The following is a 13,657-nucleotide window of genomic DNA, read 5'->3' as shown; positions in this document are numbered from 1 at the left end:
CGAAACCGAGACCGCAATCACCTGGAGCCCAAAGAGGAAGGACATCGCTCCTCCTACCGCAAGATTGACCGAATACAAAACATGGCTTGCCAAAGTCCGAGCCAAACACCAATATAGTTGCATTGAACAACTATATTGGTGTGATGATGATCCCGACCTGCCCTGAACCGATTGATGAGATCCGAGAAGCATCCCGGGCGCTCGTGCGCGAGTTCGGCTTTCTCGACAAGACGCTGGCTGGAACCGATCTTTCCCCATCAGCTGTGCATGCGGTGATCGAACTCGGTCTTGCCGGGGAGCTGACGGCAAAGGAACTCTCCTCACGCCTGACGCTCGAGAAGTCGACGATCAGCCGTCTGCTTCGGTCGCTGGAAGACAGGGGCGAGGTCGCCGCGTCGCGCCGCGAAGAAGACGGCAGATCCTACGGCCTGCGACTGACGGATCAGGGGCGCGCCACCTTCGAAGCTGTCACCTTGTTCGGCAAGGAAATGGTTGTAGAGGCCCTGCCCCATCTGGAGGCTGCATCGCCAAAAGATCTTGCCTCGGCGCTCCATGACTATGCCAGCGCTCTTCAAACGGTGCGGACGGGTGTGAAACCGTCCTCCAGATTGCCTGGTTTCGAGATTCTCGAAGGCTATCAGACAGGCATGATCGGCGATGTTTCGGCTCTTCACGCCCGGACCCACGGCCCAATCGTCGGCAACGGCCCCGCGTTCGAGAGCGTCGTCTCCAAGGCGATGGCTGAGTTCATGACCCGGATTGACCATCCGCTCAACAACAGCTGGAACGTCGTCGAGGATCGCCAGATCATCGCCTCGATCACCATCGATGGCCAGGACCTCGGCGACAACATTGCGCATTTGCGCTGGTTCATTCTCTCAGAACGCCTCAGAGGCAAAGGCTTGGGCAAACGCCTTCTGGCAAAGGCCCTCGCTCATTGCGAAATGCAAGGATTTGACGAGATCCATCTCTGGACACTCAAGGGCCTGGAACCTGCAAGAGCGCTCTATGAAAGAAACGGTTTTTCACTGGTCGATGAATACGAGGGCGACCAATGGGGACGCAGTGTCACAGAACAAAAATTCGTCAAAAAGAGCTGACGTCATGCGTCGGCATTAGTTCAGTCAAAAGACTGGGCCGCCGGCCATACCGGCAGCCCAGTCTGACTGGTGGTTCAGTCTAGACCTTGTAGATGGAATTTCCGCCGTCGCACAGCAGGGCGGCGCCAGTGATGAAAGACGCCTCATCAGACAAGAGATAGCGGGCCGTGCTGGCGATTTCCTCTGCCTTGGCCATGCGCTTGAGCGCATGCAAACCAGAGATAAAGGCGTGAAACTCCGGGTCACTGCCGGCCATGTCCGTCAGAGTTCCACCGGGCAGAAGCGCGTTCACACGCAGATTGTTGGCGCCATGTTCCGCGGCAAGCACTTGTGTCAGGCCGACAAGTCCCGCTTTTGCCGCTGCATATGCCCCCATCCCCGGAAACCCGATCGTGTGGCCCACGAAAGACGACGTGAAGACAATGGAACCACCGCCTTGTGCCTCGATCGCAGGAACCTGGTATTTTGCCGCGAGAAATGCACTGTCGAGATTGGTCTTCAGCACCGCCTGCCAATTTTCATAGGACATTGCAGGCACATCGGACATGTCTCCAACCGCGCCCGCATTGTTGAACGCCGCGTTCAGGCCGCCGAACCTTTCGACAGCCAGATGCACCAACGCCTTGTTGTAGCTTTCATCAGTCACGTCGCCCGAAAGGACAACCGCTCGTGACGCCCCCTCACCCAAGCTTTGGCAAACCTCTTCGAGAATTGCTTCTCGCCGCGCTGCAAGGATCAGATTTGCACCGGCTTCCGACAGAAGTCTTGCTGCGGCGGCACCAATGCCACTGCTCGCCCCGGTCACGATAATCGTCTTGTCTTCAAATCTCATCGTCTGGCTCCTCATTGAAAGAGGATGCCTAGATATGCGGGGTTGGGCGCGCGAGAAACCCGATTTGCGAGCAGGCTGTTTTGGAAAATCAGCCCGCGTCGTGCTTGTCGCGATCGCCCAGATGATCGAGATCCGTGTCTTCGCAATCGCCATCGTCATCAGCTGCAAGTGTCTGATCAGATTTCAGATATGCCCGGTGCGAGCGCCAGGAAAAGGGGATCGACAGGAGGTAAAGAGCAGATCCGAGAGCCAGCATCTGGAAAGGATAGCTGACGGTCAGCGCAACGATCAGAACGGCGACGACAAAGAGGGGCAGCACATAGTCGCGGCGGACCCTCGTCCCCACGCGCTTGCCCGAAAAGGTGGGCAGGCGACTGATCATCAAAAACGCCACTCCGATCGCATAGAGAGCAACTCCGGGCGCGAACTCAGGCCAATGTGGCAAGAGCCCAAGAAACTCCCAATAGATCGGCATCAGCACAATCAGCGCGCCCGCAGGTGCGGGTACCCCGGTGAAGAAATTCGCGGCCCAGGCGGGCTTGTGTGGATCGTCGAGAGCGACGTTGAAGCGCGCAAGGCGCAGGGCAGCCGAAATGGCGAAAACCAGCGCTGCAATCCAGCCAAGAGAGCCCGCCTCGTTCAAGATCCAGACGTAAAGCATCAAGGCTGGTGTCACGCCGAAATTGACGAAATCAGCCAGTGAGTCCAGCTCTGCGCCGAAGCGTGACGTGCCCTTGAGCATACGAGCCAAACGTCCATCGAGCGCGTCGAGGACGGCAGCCACCAGCACAGCTCCGATCGCGAACTCCCAGCGGCCTTCAAACGCCATGCGAATGGCGGTCAGGCCGGAGCACAAGGCCATCAGTGTGACCATGTTCGGCAGGATCAGGCGCAAAGGTACACGCCGGAAACGGGGCTGCCGGCGCTCGGATTTTCCGACCGTGTCCGCGTCGTGCTCGTCAAGAGAATCGGTCACCAGCTCGTCCTCAGCTGACGCGTGTCAGCGGTTGGGCCTTGCCGCCGTTTTCGGAAAGATTTGCCAGCACGGTCTCGCCAGCGATCATGGTCTGCCCCAGAGCAACCCGGGGAACCGTGCCTTCGGGAAAATAGACGTCAAGCCGGGACCCGAAACGGATCAGGCCAAAGCGTTCGCCAGCGCCAATGCTCTCACCTTCGCGCACAAAGCAGACAATCCGGCGCGCCACCAAGCCTGCAATCTGAACCACGCCGATCCGGACCTCGCCACGTTCGATCACGAGGCCGTTGCGCTCGTTGTGCTCGCTTGCCTTGTCCAATTCGGCGTTCAGGAACTTGCCTGCCCGATAGGCGACGCGCGTGACCTTGCCGCCCATGGGCGCGCGGTTCACATGGCAGTTGAAGACATTCATGAAAATCGACACACGCAGCATTGGTTCGCTGCCAAGTTCCAACTCTGCCGGCGGCATGACGGGACCGACGTGGCTGACGACGCCATCGGCTGGCGAGACAATCAGATTGTCGTCAACGGGCGTCACACGCGCCGGGTCGCGGAAGAAGTAGCAAACCCAGCCTGTCAGGATCAGACCGATCCAGAACAGCGGATCGACGAACCAGCCGATAACGACCGTCGCAACCAATGCGATCGCGATAAAGGGCCAGCCCTCGCGGTGGATCGGAACGAAGGCCTTGGTGACGGAATCGACGAGTGACATTGGTGTTTCCTTGATTGGTCCGGCTGCCAGGCTGCGATTTGAAATCGGGGCGCCGAACTGACAGCGCCAATAGGCACTGTTCTGTTTTTCGTTTCTGTTGCGGTTCTAGCGGCTTTTTGGCCGGGAATGAACCGTTCTCATCAAACCGATGGCGGTTTTCCCGCTTCGGAGGCCCGACTGCCGCGATAATCGGTCTCCCAATAAGGCGGCTTTCCATATTTCGACTTCAAGAAGTCAATAAAGGCCGAGACTTTTGGCGGCGTGTATTTGCCAGGCGGATAGACGGCGCAGATGTCACCCGTGCGCGCGATCGGATAGTCTTCCATCACCGAGACGACCCTGCCATCCCGCAGGTCTTCCCAAACGTGAGAGATGGATTTGACACTCAGGCCGAGCCCGTGGACGGTGGCGTCATAGGCAAAATCACCACTATCGCCATAAATCGAGTGGGCCACGCGATGCGCGATCTCGCCATCAGGGCCATGGAAGTACCAGAAAGGCATGGCCTCGAGGCCGATACAATCGTGATTGATCAGGTCTGAGGGAGACTTGGGCGTCCCCTTCCGGGCGATGTAATCAGGCGAGGCACAGAGAGCCCGTTTGTTGCTGCCGAGCCGCCGTGCAACAAGCGAGGAATCGGGCAAGGGCGCGCCCCTGATTGCCATGTCATAACCTTCGGCAACGATGTCGACGATCCGATCCGTGCAATCAATTGCGATCCTGATGTCAGGGTAGAGCTCCCTGAATTCGCGCAGGTGTGGAAGCACGTGTTTTCGGCCAAAAAACATGTTGCAGGAAATGCGCAAGACGCCACTTGGTGCTTCGCTGACAGCCTCTAGATGACCAAGTGCCATGTCCATCTCTGACAAGGCAGTGGTGGTGTGCTCCAGAAAGAGCCTCCCGGCCTCGGTCAACGTGGTGCGGCGGGTCGTGCGTGCGAAGAGCTGAGCCCCAACAGCGCGCTCAAGCGTCGTCAGCCGGGAACTTGCAGCAGAGGGAGACAGGCCAAATTCGCGCCCGGCGGCGGACAGGTTGTTCAACGCAGCAACACGTGTGAAGAACCTTAGATCGTCGAGACGCATTATCCCAAAACTCCGAATGATCCTACCCAATCAAGCCTGATTATAGCATTCAATAGCACATGCGACACTCCTCTCATCACGAAAGGAGACCAACATGTTCCACACCGGAGATGAATTCGAAAGACGCGCACGCCTGCATCGTCATCAGGCCATACGCGCGCTTTTTGGCCTGCTGCTTGGCGTCAAAAAGGAGGCGCCGCAGGAACGATCGGTTTCCGAGACCGTCAAAAAGACAACCGAGCGCGCCTGCCTGCCAACTCAAAACGAAGCCGCCTGAATTGAGACGGCTTCGTTAAAAAGCACTTGGGATCAGACGGGTTCGCCCGCGCGAGGACCGCGCTGAACAACGCCAAGTTCGTCGGCCTCCTTGGCGGCCCGCAACCGTTCTTCCGCTTCATCTGCCTCGCGCTGGCGTGCCCACATGGACGCATAGAGCCCGCCCTTTGCCATCAACTGCGCATGCGTGCCACGTTCAGCGATTTCGCCGGCCTCCAGAACAATGATCTGATCTGCATTGACCACAGTGGACAACCGGTGTGCGATCACAAGCGTCGTCCGGTTCTTCGACACCTGATCCAGAGCCGTCTGGATTTCGCGCTCGGTATGCGTGTCCAGCGCGGAGGTCGCCTCATCCAGGATCAGGATCGGCGGTGCCTTGAGGATGGTTCGGGCGATTGCCACACGCTGTTTTTCGCCGCCAGACAGCTTCAGTCCACGCTCGCCGACTTCCGATTGATAGCCATCAGGCAACCGCTCGATAAAGTCATGGATCTGCGCCATGCGTGCGGCTTCCTTGACCTCTTCATCGGTTGCATCCGGACGGCCATAGCGGATGTTGTAGGCGATGGTGTCGTTGAAAAGGACCGTGTCCTGCGGAACCATGCCGATGGCGCTGCGCACGCTCTCCTGGGTCACATCGCGAACATCCTGATCGTCGATGCGCACCGCTCCGCCACTGACATCATAGAAGCGGAACAAGAGCCGTGAGATCGTTGACTTGCCTGCACCGGAGGGGCCGACGATTGCAACCGACTTGCCGGCAGGAACCTCAAAGTCGATGCCCTTCAGGATCGGCCGATTCTGATCGTAGTGAAAGCGGACATTGTCGAAAACAATCCGCCCCTCGACCGCCCGCAGGTCCTTTGCATCGGCCTTGTCCTCAATTTCGGCGGGAACGCCGAGCAGATCGAACATGCTTTCGATATCGGCGAGGCCCTGGCGGATTTCGCGGTAGATGAAGCCAATGAAATTGAGCGGGATGGAGATCTGCATCAAAAGCGCATTGATCAGGACGAAATCGCCGATGGTCTGGGTGCCTGCCATGACGGAGCGCGCCGAGAGCACCATGCAGGCTGCCATGCCGATCCCGAGGATCACGGTCTGGCCCAGGTTCAACCAGGCAAGAGAGGTCCAGGTCTTGGTGGCTGCTTTTTCATATTTCTCCATCGACACGTCGAAGCGTGCCGCTTCCATCTTCTCGTTGCCGAAGTACTTGACGGTCTCGAAGTTGAGCAGGCTGTCGATGGCCTTTGAATTGGCGTCGGTGTCGCTATCGTTCATCTCGCGGCGAATGGCGATCCGCCAGTTGGACGCCTTGATGGTGAACCAGACATAGGCAACGATCATCAGGGCGACGATCGCCAGATAGTCCAGGCCGAACTGATACCAGATCACGACCGCCATGATGGCGAACTCGAGGACCGTCGGGATCCCGTTGAGGATGGTGAAGCGAACGATCGCCTCAATGCCCTTGACCCCGCGTTCGATCACACGAGACAGACCGCCGGTCCGCCGCGCCAGGTGGAACCGCAAGGAGAGCTCGTGCAAGTGCCGGAATGTGATGTTCGCCAGTTGACGTACCGCGTGCTGCCCGACGCGGGCAAAGAGCGCATCGCGCATCTGGTTGAAGGCAACAGCGAGGACGCGAGCCGCATTGTACGCCAGCACAAGCATGATCGGCGCAACGAGGAACGCCGGCAGATTATCGGTCTCTCCCGTCAGTGCATCCGTCGACCAGGCAAAGAAGTAGGGCGAGAACACCGTCACCACCTTGGCAATCACCAAGGCGACGACCGCAAGCAGGACCCGACCTTTCAGGTCCGGACGGTGAGCTGGCCAGATGTAAGGCCACAGGTTGATCAGTGTGGCAAAAGTGGATCCCTCGTCCGCGCTGACAGGGTTTGCGGGCTGCGGATCAGCGCCAGTTGCACCCGTATCGGCAGAAGACTGTGAGGTCTGATCGGTCAAAGAGTGTCTCCAGACGGAATTTCTGTCTTATCGGCAGTGTCGCCGCCCTTGCCTTCAAGGTAGGCGGCTGGCGGCGTGAAAGATGGTGCCGACGCTCCACTGCCCGCTTTCAGGACGGCAGAGAAAAAGGTCTCGGCTGCTGCACTCGCCTCGTGAAGCCTGTCGACATCAAGGTCATAGTGGCAGCAGCGTCCGCGGGTACAGCAGGTCAGCAAACCGGCCTCTTTCAAAACCTGCAGATGCTGTGAAACCGTCGACTGGGCAAGGGGCAAGGCCTGAACAATATCTCCGCAACAGGCATCAGGTCGGTTCGCGAGGGCTTCGATGATCGCAATCCGGGCAGGATGCCCCAAGGCCCTGAAAATGCGCGAGAGATCCGAGTTTGGATCCTGGCCGACATTGTCTCGCCCGCACTCATTCGAACTGTCACGCAAAGACGATCCTTCGCCGGCCCGCGTCGAACCGGTTCGCTTGCCATCCATTAAGCGTCCTCTCCACCTGCCCGGCACATTAAGATTGCACCGGATCTCATCGTAAATATGCGATGAATTAGATGTTTAACAAGGGCGTGAGATCAATTTTACAGATAAGCGCACAGGCTGATGGCGCTAGACCACGTCGAACAGCGCACAAAACGGAGCCGCCGCATCCAGACAGGCTGCGGCGGCTTCATAAAACTCGCGTAAGGTTGTTTTAGTTCTGTTCAGGCGCCCAGTTAAGATCGTCCTCAGGGGTCAGGAACACCTGCCCGGGATAGATCAGATCAGGATTGCGGATCTGCTTCTTGTTGGCCTGATAGATCGTCGTGTAACGAACGCCATCCCCATAGAGACGGCGGGAAATACGCCACAGATTGTCGCCCTTGCGAATGATGACATTCGGCAGAGGCTTGGAGACCGTCACGCCCGCGCTCTCGGAGTTGTCGGCGGATTGACCGGAAGCAACGACCTTGGTCAGGACAATGGCTTCTGCTTCCTTTTCAAAGGTCACGGCAGCGCGCGCCAGAACCTTGCCATCAGCACCAACCATATCCGCGCGCACCTCAACCGAGCCGGGCGCAAGGTCCCGCCGCTCTTCGATCAGCCAACGGTCATTGCTGCCGATAACCCCGTCTCCAATCAGGGCGTCGGCAACATAGACCTGTATCGTGTTTCCAGCCTTGCCAGTCCCGGCCACATAGATCTTGCCGGCCTCAGATTCGACCGCATCGACGGTAACCGTGAGCGCCGCAGGATCAGAGCTTGCCTCTTCGGTTGGCGACGGCGTCGAGGCCACTGCTTCGCTTGAAGGCTTCTGGACGGGTGCCGGTTCTTCAGCGCTACCAACATTGGCGGCCGCGGTTTCGGCAATCGGTTCTCTGACAGGTTTGGCAACCGGGTCTGCCGGACTTGCTGTTTCGACTGGCGCAGGTTCGTCAGTGGCCTCCGACTGCGCCTCTGAAACAACGTCCTCGGCACCTTCAGCAGCCACGTCCGGTGCCGCTGGCTCGACCGCCGCCACAACGGTTTCATCGACAGCGGGTGCGCCCACTTCCGGACTGGTATCGCCGGTCACGTCAGAAGCGGCATCTGCGACAGCCTCAGTGGCAGGAGCTGTTGTCTCCTCTGCTTCCGTCACCGCGACCTGTTGTTCTTGCTCAGGAGCGGCTTCGGCTGGCGCAGTTTCGGAAGGCGCGGCTTCAGCGAGTTCAGGCTTTTGAAGCAAGGTCGACGGCGCATCCGGGCTGTTCAAAACCACGAGGGGCTGCGACGTGCCGTCTTCGGGGACCGATACAGCCAGACGCTGGCTCGAATCGCCGGTCGATGTTCCGTCCGCATTCTGGGTCTGAAGACCGACATCATAGTCACCAGATGGCAGCGGTTCATCCAGAATGATGGTCCACTCGCCCTTGTCGTTCGCTATGCCCTTGCCAACGACTTCTCCGTTTGCCGTCAGTGCCACGATGGCTCCCGGCTCGGAACGTCCTGCAACCACCGCATCACCGGTTGGCTCAACGCCGACCACATCAAACAGAAGGGTTTCTGCCGGCGCGGAGGCAACATCAGGTTCTTCCGCGGCACTGTCTGTGTCATCCGCCGCGCTGGTTGCGGCGACCTCTTCCTCGCCGGACGTGTCGGCAGGCTCTTGCGTCGATTCTGCAACCGATTGCGTTGCGGGCGCCTGGTCGTCATCGCCACTGTTCGAGTAAATATACCCGGTGACCAGCGCGGCGCTCCCTACAAAAAAGGCAGCAATAACGGCCTTGATCAAAGCAGTGTTCGTCATTCTGACTTCCCATCCGCGGCGCGGAAACCCTGTTCCTTCCCCACCGTCAAGATCTTTTCCTGACTGGCTAAAGCATCAGGTCAGCTTCAGCAGTCGGTAAACTTTCACTAAGGCTATGAATATACGCCTTTTTGTATCGCGGCAAGAAATCCGCACCCTGTTTGAAAGGCTTGCCACATTTATGATCTGGGCGCTCAAATGCTGCGCTTGACCTTGCGACCTGCCGGTGCAAAACAAATCAGATGAAAAAAATTCAAAGCGTCTGCGTCTATTGTGGTTCCAGCTTTGGGACCGACCCTGTTTATGAGGCAACCGCCACACGCCTCGGGCAGTTGCTGGCCGAAACCGGTTTGCGTCTCGTCTATGGCGGGGGCTCTGTCGGCCTGATGGGGACCGTCGCCAAGGCGGTTCTGGACGAAGGCGGCCAAGTCACTGGCATCATTCCACATTTCCTCGAAAAACGCGAAGAAATGCTGGACGCTGTCAGCGATTTGACGATTACGGAAAACATGCATGAGCGCAAGCAGCTCATGTTTCAAAAGGCCGACGCCTTCATCGTCCTTCCCGGCGGGATCGGCACGCTTGAGGAAGCGGTCGAGATGATGACCTGGGCTCAGCTTGGCCAGCACAAGAAGCCTGTGCTTCTGGCCAACGTCAACGGGTTCTGGTCACCGCTGCTTGAATTGCTCGATCACATGCGCGCCCAGGGCTTCATCCGTCCGGATCGTGAGGTTCCCTACCTGGTTGCCGACCGAATCGAAGACGCGATTCCCATGTTGACGGATGCCGTCGGCGAAGGTTCGGACGCACCCGACCTTCAAGACAATCGCGCTCCGATGGAAAAGCTCTAAAACTGCCGCTTTTGCCGTATGATGATCGCGACCTGTAAAGGCGAATTGCCTTCCCCCCTCATCATGCAGGCGTCGTGACAGCTCGTTCACGCTCCCTGTTCCAGCGACGCAGGGAGTCGAAGCTAAAGACGGCCAGTGCGACCCAGATGATGACGAATGTCATCAGCGTGGTCTGATCGAGTGGTTCGCCCCAGACAAACACCGCCATGATGAAATGCAGCGAGGGAGCGATGTACTGGAGCAGACCGACCAGCACCAGCGGCAGACGCCGCGCTCCGGCGGAAAACATGACCAACGGCACCGCCGTCACAGCTCCACTGCCGATCAATGCCACCAGGACCCAGGGCTGCTCAAGCACAAAGGCATCGGCGCCCCAGCTCAGGTTCAGCAGCAAATAACCAAGTGCAATTGGCGAAAGCAGGCTTGTCTCGATGAAAAGGCCAGGCGTTGCACGCACCGGAATGATCTTGCGCAGATAGCCATATCCGGCAAATGAGAACGCCAGGAACAGCGAAACCCACGGCAGACCGCCGGCAAGAACAGCCTTTGTCGCGACAGCGAGCGTTGCAAGCCCCACGGCCACGCCTTGAAGCCGCGTCAGTTTTTCCCGAAGAACGACCAGCCCGAGCAGGATGCTTACAAGCGGGTTGATGAAGTAGCCCAATGAAATATCGAGCACTTTCTCCTGACCGATGGCCCAGACGAACACCAGCCAATTGAGCGATACAAGTGTCGCCGATATAGACAAGAGGCCGACCAGTTTTGGTGTCCGCCAGATCTCCAGCACTTCGTCGAAGCGGCGCATCAGCACAAGAAATAGCCCGACGAGCAGCACAGCCCAGACAATCCGATGCGCCACAATCAAATCGGCACTGACCGTGTCGGTCAGCTTGTAATAGGCTGGCAGGAAACCCCAGAGACCATAGGCGCCGAATGCATAGGCAAGGCCGACCTTGATTTCGGCCTGATCACCTGACGCAGCTGGACCGTTGGGACGGGTCGCAGGACCGGGCGCCTTGCTCATGCTGATGCCTTTCGAAGCGCTGACGTCAGGCAGATTCGGCCTTCAGCAACGCATAATTGATGGAGTCGACCAGGGCCTGAAAAGAGGCGTCAACAATGTTGCTGGAAACACCAATTGTGAACCAGCGCCGATGCGCGCTCGTGTCGTGGCTCTCGATCAGAACCCGCGTCACAGCCCCTGTGCCGCCATTGAGGATGCGAACCTTGTAGTCGATCAACTCAAGCCCGTCGATGGCGGCCTGGTATTTTCCAAGATCCTTGCGCAGCGCCATGTCGAGCGCATTCACGGGCCCATTTCCTTCTGCAACCGACATGCGTTTCTCGCCGTCAATGTCGAGCTTGACCACAGCCTCCGAAACGCTGACCAGCTCGCCGATGGCATTATGACGGCGTTCCACCATGACCCGGAAAGAGTTCACGGCAAAGAACCGAGGAACTTCCCCCAGTGCCCGGCGCGCCAACAGTTCGAAAGATGCATCAGCCGCTTCATAGGCGTAGCCTTCGGCTTCCTTTTGCTTCACATCGGCCAAGAGATGGTCGAGGCGCGGATCCGCCTTGTCGACAGCAATTCCTAGCCGCTGCAGTTCGCCAAGCAAATTGCTCTTGCCGGCCTGATCAGAGACGAGAACACGCCGGCGGTTGCCGACGGCTTCCGGCGCCACATGCTCATAGGTCTGGGGATCTTTCAGGATCGCGGAGGCGTGGATGCCGGCCTTGGTCGCGAAAGCGGTCTCGCCGACATAGGGTGCGTGCCGATTGGGTGACCGGTTCAGGATCTCGTCAAAGGCGTGGGAGATTGACGTGATCTCGGCCAGCTGCTCCTTCGCAACACCAATCTCGAAGCGGTCCGAATAAGCCGGTTTCAGGAGGAGTGTCGGGATCAGGCTGATCAGATTGGCATTGCCACAGCGCTCGCCGATGCCGTTCAGCGTGCCCTGGATCTGCCGTGCGCCAGCGTCAACGGCCGCCAGCGCGTTGGCAATGGCATGGCCCGTGTCGTCATGGGTGTGAATGCCCAGATGGTCCCCCGGGACAACGGCCTGAACCTTCGTGACAATGTCCTTGATCTCGTCGGGCAAGGTGCCGCCATTGGTGTCGCACAGCACGACCCAGCGCGCACCGGCGTCATGGGCGGTTTTGGCACAAGCAAGCGCGTAGTCCGGATTGGCCTTGTAGCCATCGAAGAAATGCTCGCAATCGATCATCGCTTCACGTCCGGTGGCAACGGCCGCCTTTACGGTGTCCGCGATAGACTCGAGATTCTCGTCGTTGGTGCAGCCGAGCGCGACCTTGACGTGATAGTCCCACGACTTGGCGACGAAGCAATAGGCATCCACATCCGCTGCCAGGATCTGCTGCAGCCCAGGATCATTGGAAACGGAGCGCCCGGCCCTCTTGGTCATGCCGAAAGCCGTGAACCTGGCTTTCTGCGTGCGTTTTTCGGCAAAGAACTCGTCGTCAGTCGGATTGGCGCCGGGATAGCCGCCCTCCGCGTAGTCCACGCCCAGACGATCCAGCAGCTCTGCAATCACGATCTTCTCGGTGACAGAAAAATCGATGCCGCTTGTCTGGGCTCCGTCGCGAAGCGTCGTGTCAAAGAGATAAAGGCGTTCCCTGGTCATGTTCAAACCTTGTCGTCCGGTGCTGGCGTTTCCCAGCTTTTTGTATCGTGATCGGGGTGTTGGTGATTTTCGACCCCGGCAAAGACCGCTTCGGCAGCGGCCTGGTCGTCAGGCGAGCGCTCAGGCAGCTCCGTCAGCCCTTCACACCAGGGCAAGCGGCTTTCAGTGCTAAGCTGCAGCACCGGGGCAAAAAGTTTCGGCTCATCGAGAGAGGCAATGGTCACATCAATGTTCGACGCCTCGAATTCATAGGTCAGCGGCGTGCCGCAATTGCCGCAGAAGCCGCGGCGCACGAGGTTGGAACTTTGAAAATAGGTTGGCTCACCACGAGTCCAGCTCAGATTTTCCGTAACGACAAGCGCAGCGAAGGGACCACCGACGGCCTTCTGGCACATGCGGCAATGGCAAATCGTCGGCCGCTTCAAACCGGATACACAATAACGGATGGCCCCGCATTGGCAGCCTCCAGAATGGATATCGGACTCACTCATGAGTGCTCCTCCCGACAAACAGCAAGTATGCGGCGGCAGACACCATCCAGATCGTGATGCACCTCCGCAAGCCAGAACCGAAGGACCGTCCAGCCCAAAGCCTTCAGTTTGGCATCACGCCTCACATCGGCATCGGAAATGGACGTCTCGCCGTGTTGCGACCCATCCAGCTCAATGATCACTTTTCGGGATGGCGCAGCGAAATCGACAATGAAACCTTCAATGGGCATTTGCCGGCGAAAGCCGATCCCGCCCAGTCGGTGCGCCCGAATGACTTGCCACAGGCGCTTTTCCTCCGGTGTCATCTGCTTGCGAAGGCGTTTGGCATTCGCGCGCACATAGCCGGGCTGCGTGTGTCTGGGCATGAGACCGTGTTCCCCCCCTCTGTCGGCTCGCGCCGACATCTCCCCCTCCAGGGGGGAGAGTGGAGTGTGTGGGAACGCTCTCATTTTC

14 protein-coding genes are annotated in these 13,657 nt (G+C 58.6%); 3 read left to right on the top strand and 11 right to left on the bottom strand.

The window, feature by feature from the left end; all coding sequences use genetic code 11:
• Positions 1 to 122: 122 nt before the first annotated feature.
• Positions 123 to 1,100, top strand: coding sequence for a bifunctional helix-turn-helix transcriptional regulator/GNAT family N-acetyltransferase (locus tag IG617_RS02895; protein WP_209008220.1), 978 nt, complete (start codon positions 123 to 125; stop codon positions 1,098 to 1,100).
• Between the two features lie 79 nt (positions 1,101 to 1,179).
• On the opposite strand, the gene IG617_RS02890 is transcribed toward IG617_RS02895, so the two are convergent.
• From IG617_RS02890 to IG617_RS02875, 4 genes are all read right to left on the bottom strand, one after another.
• Positions 1,180 to 1,932, bottom strand: coding sequence for an SDR family oxidoreductase (locus IG617_RS02890; RefSeq protein WP_192107119.1), 753 nt, complete (start codon positions 1,930 to 1,932; stop codon positions 1,180 to 1,182).
• Positions 1,933 to 2,020: 88 nt separating this feature from the next.
• Complete coding sequence (locus tag IG617_RS02885) at positions 2,021 to 2,806, bottom strand: CDP-alcohol phosphatidyltransferase family protein (RefSeq protein ID WP_192107413.1); 786 nt, start codon at positions 2,804 to 2,806, stop codon at positions 2,021 to 2,023.
• 112 nt (positions 2,807 to 2,918) lie between these two features.
• Positions 2,919 to 3,638: a phosphatidylserine decarboxylase gene (locus IG617_RS02880; RefSeq protein ID WP_338109936.1), complete on the bottom strand. Its 720-nt coding sequence runs from the start codon at positions 3,636 to 3,638 to the stop codon at positions 2,919 to 2,921.
• Between the two features lie 125 nt (positions 3,639 to 3,763).
• Positions 3,764 to 4,705 carry a LysR family transcriptional regulator gene (locus IG617_RS02875; protein ID WP_192107115.1) on the bottom strand — a complete coding sequence of 314 codons (942 nt, stop codon included), beginning with the start codon at positions 4,703 to 4,705 and terminating at the stop codon, positions 3,764 to 3,766.
• Positions 4,706 to 4,799: 94 nt separating this feature from the next.
• Here IG617_RS02875 and IG617_RS02870 point away from each other — a divergent pair, with 94 nt between their 5' ends.
• Positions 4,800 to 4,982, top strand: a complete 183-nt coding sequence (locus IG617_RS02870; RefSeq protein WP_192107113.1) for a hypothetical protein — start codon at positions 4,800 to 4,802, stop codon at positions 4,980 to 4,982.
• 32 nt (positions 4,983 to 5,014) lie between these two features.
• Here the strand turns inward: IG617_RS02870 and IG617_RS02865 are convergent, their stop codons facing one another.
• From IG617_RS02865 to IG617_RS02855, 3 genes are all read right to left on the bottom strand, one after another.
• A complete protein-coding gene (locus tag IG617_RS02865; RefSeq protein ID WP_254170431.1) occupies positions 5,015 to 6,847 on the bottom strand; it encodes an ABCB family ABC transporter ATP-binding protein/permease in 1,833 nt (610 codons plus the stop codon).
• A 101-nt stretch (positions 6,848 to 6,948) separates the two neighbouring features.
• A complete protein-coding gene (locus tag IG617_RS02860) occupies positions 6,949 to 7,434 on the bottom strand; it encodes a metalloregulator ArsR/SmtB family transcription factor (protein ID WP_192107109.1) in 486 nt (161 codons plus the stop codon).
• Positions 7,435 to 7,645: 211 nt separating this feature from the next.
• Positions 7,646 to 9,217: a LysM peptidoglycan-binding domain-containing protein gene (locus tag IG617_RS02855; RefSeq protein ID WP_192107107.1), complete on the bottom strand. Its 1,572-nt coding sequence runs from the start codon at positions 9,215 to 9,217 to the stop codon at positions 7,646 to 7,648.
• Positions 9,218 to 9,459: 242 nt separating this feature from the next.
• Between IG617_RS02855 and IG617_RS02850 the strand changes: the two genes are divergently transcribed.
• Positions 9,460 to 10,068, top strand: a complete 609-nt coding sequence (locus IG617_RS02850) for an LOG family protein (protein WP_192107105.1) — start codon at positions 9,460 to 9,462, stop codon at positions 10,066 to 10,068.
• Positions 10,069 to 10,129: 61 nt separating this feature from the next.
• On the opposite strand, the gene rarD is transcribed toward IG617_RS02850, so the two are convergent.
• Genes rarD through IG617_RS02830 form a run of 4 tightly spaced genes read right to left on the bottom strand, consistent with a single transcriptional unit; the run spans position 10,130 to position 13,569 of the window.
• Positions 10,130 to 11,092, bottom strand: a complete 963-nt coding sequence (rarD, locus tag IG617_RS02845; RefSeq protein WP_192107103.1) for an EamA family transporter RarD — start codon at positions 11,090 to 11,092, stop codon at positions 10,130 to 10,132.
• A 25-nt stretch (positions 11,093 to 11,117) separates the two neighbouring features.
• On the bottom strand, positions 11,118 to 12,713 hold the full coding sequence (gene cimA, locus IG617_RS02840; RefSeq protein WP_192107101.1) for a citramalate synthase: 1,596 nt from the start codon (positions 12,711 to 12,713) through the stop codon (positions 11,118 to 11,120).
• A gap of 2 nt (positions 12,714 to 12,715) precedes the next feature.
• On the bottom strand, positions 12,716 to 13,204 hold the full coding sequence (locus IG617_RS02835) for a GFA family protein (protein WP_192107098.1): 489 nt from the start codon (positions 13,202 to 13,204) through the stop codon (positions 12,716 to 12,718).
• Positions 13,201 to 13,569: an endonuclease domain-containing protein gene (locus IG617_RS02830; RefSeq protein WP_192107096.1), complete on the bottom strand. Its 369-nt coding sequence runs from the start codon at positions 13,567 to 13,569 to the stop codon at positions 13,201 to 13,203. The genes IG617_RS02835 and IG617_RS02830 overlap by 4 nt, the downstream gene beginning before the upstream one ends.
• Positions 13,570 to 13,657: the final 88 nt, after the last annotated feature.

The sequence above is a fragment of the Roseibium polysiphoniae genome (genome assembly GCF_014842925.1).
Lineage (GTDB): Bacteria > Pseudomonadota > Alphaproteobacteria > Rhizobiales > Stappiaceae > Roseibium > Roseibium polysiphoniae.
The sequence above is the reverse complement of the archived record's forward strand: the minus strand, read 5'-3'. Positions and strand labels throughout refer to the sequence as shown.

Bases quoted from the DNA above. Each gene is read 5' to 3' on its own strand.
- rarD (WP_192107103.1), bottom strand. From the start codon at position 11,092: ATGAGCAAGGCGCCCGGTCCTGCGACCCGTCCCAACGGTCCAGCTGCG.
- IG617_RS02870 (WP_192107113.1), top strand. From the start codon at position 4,800: ATGTTCCACACCGGAGATGAATTCGAAAGACGCGCACGCCTGCATCGT.
- IG617_RS02875 (WP_192107115.1), bottom strand. From the start codon at position 4,705: ATGCGTCTCGACGATCTAAGGTTCTTCACACGTGTTGCTGCGTTGAAC.
- IG617_RS02850 (WP_192107105.1), top strand. From the start codon at position 9,460: ATGAAAAAAATTCAAAGCGTCTGCGTCTATTGTGGTTCCAGCTTTGGG.
- IG617_RS02855 (WP_192107107.1), bottom strand. From the start codon at position 9,217: ATGACGAACACTGCTTTGATCAAGGCCGTTATTGCTGCCTTTTTTGTA.
- IG617_RS02860 (WP_192107109.1), bottom strand. From the start codon at position 7,434: ATGGATGGCAAGCGAACCGGTTCGACGCGGGCCGGCGAAGGATCGTCT.
- IG617_RS02830 (WP_192107096.1), bottom strand. From the start codon at position 13,569: ATGCCCAGACACACGCAGCCCGGCTATGTGCGCGCGAATGCCAAACGC.
- IG617_RS02835 (WP_192107098.1), bottom strand. From the start codon at position 13,204: ATGAGTGAGTCCGATATCCATTCTGGAGGCTGCCAATGCGGGGCCATC.
- IG617_RS02885 (WP_192107413.1), bottom strand. From the start codon at position 2,806: ATGGTCACACTGATGGCCTTGTGCTCCGGCCTGACCGCCATTCGCATG.
- cimA (WP_192107101.1), bottom strand. From the start codon at position 12,713: ATGACCAGGGAACGCCTTTATCTCTTTGACACGACGCTTCGCGACGGA.
- IG617_RS02890 (WP_192107119.1), bottom strand. From the start codon at position 1,932: ATGAGATTTGAAGACAAGACGATTATCGTGACCGGGGCGAGCAGTGGC.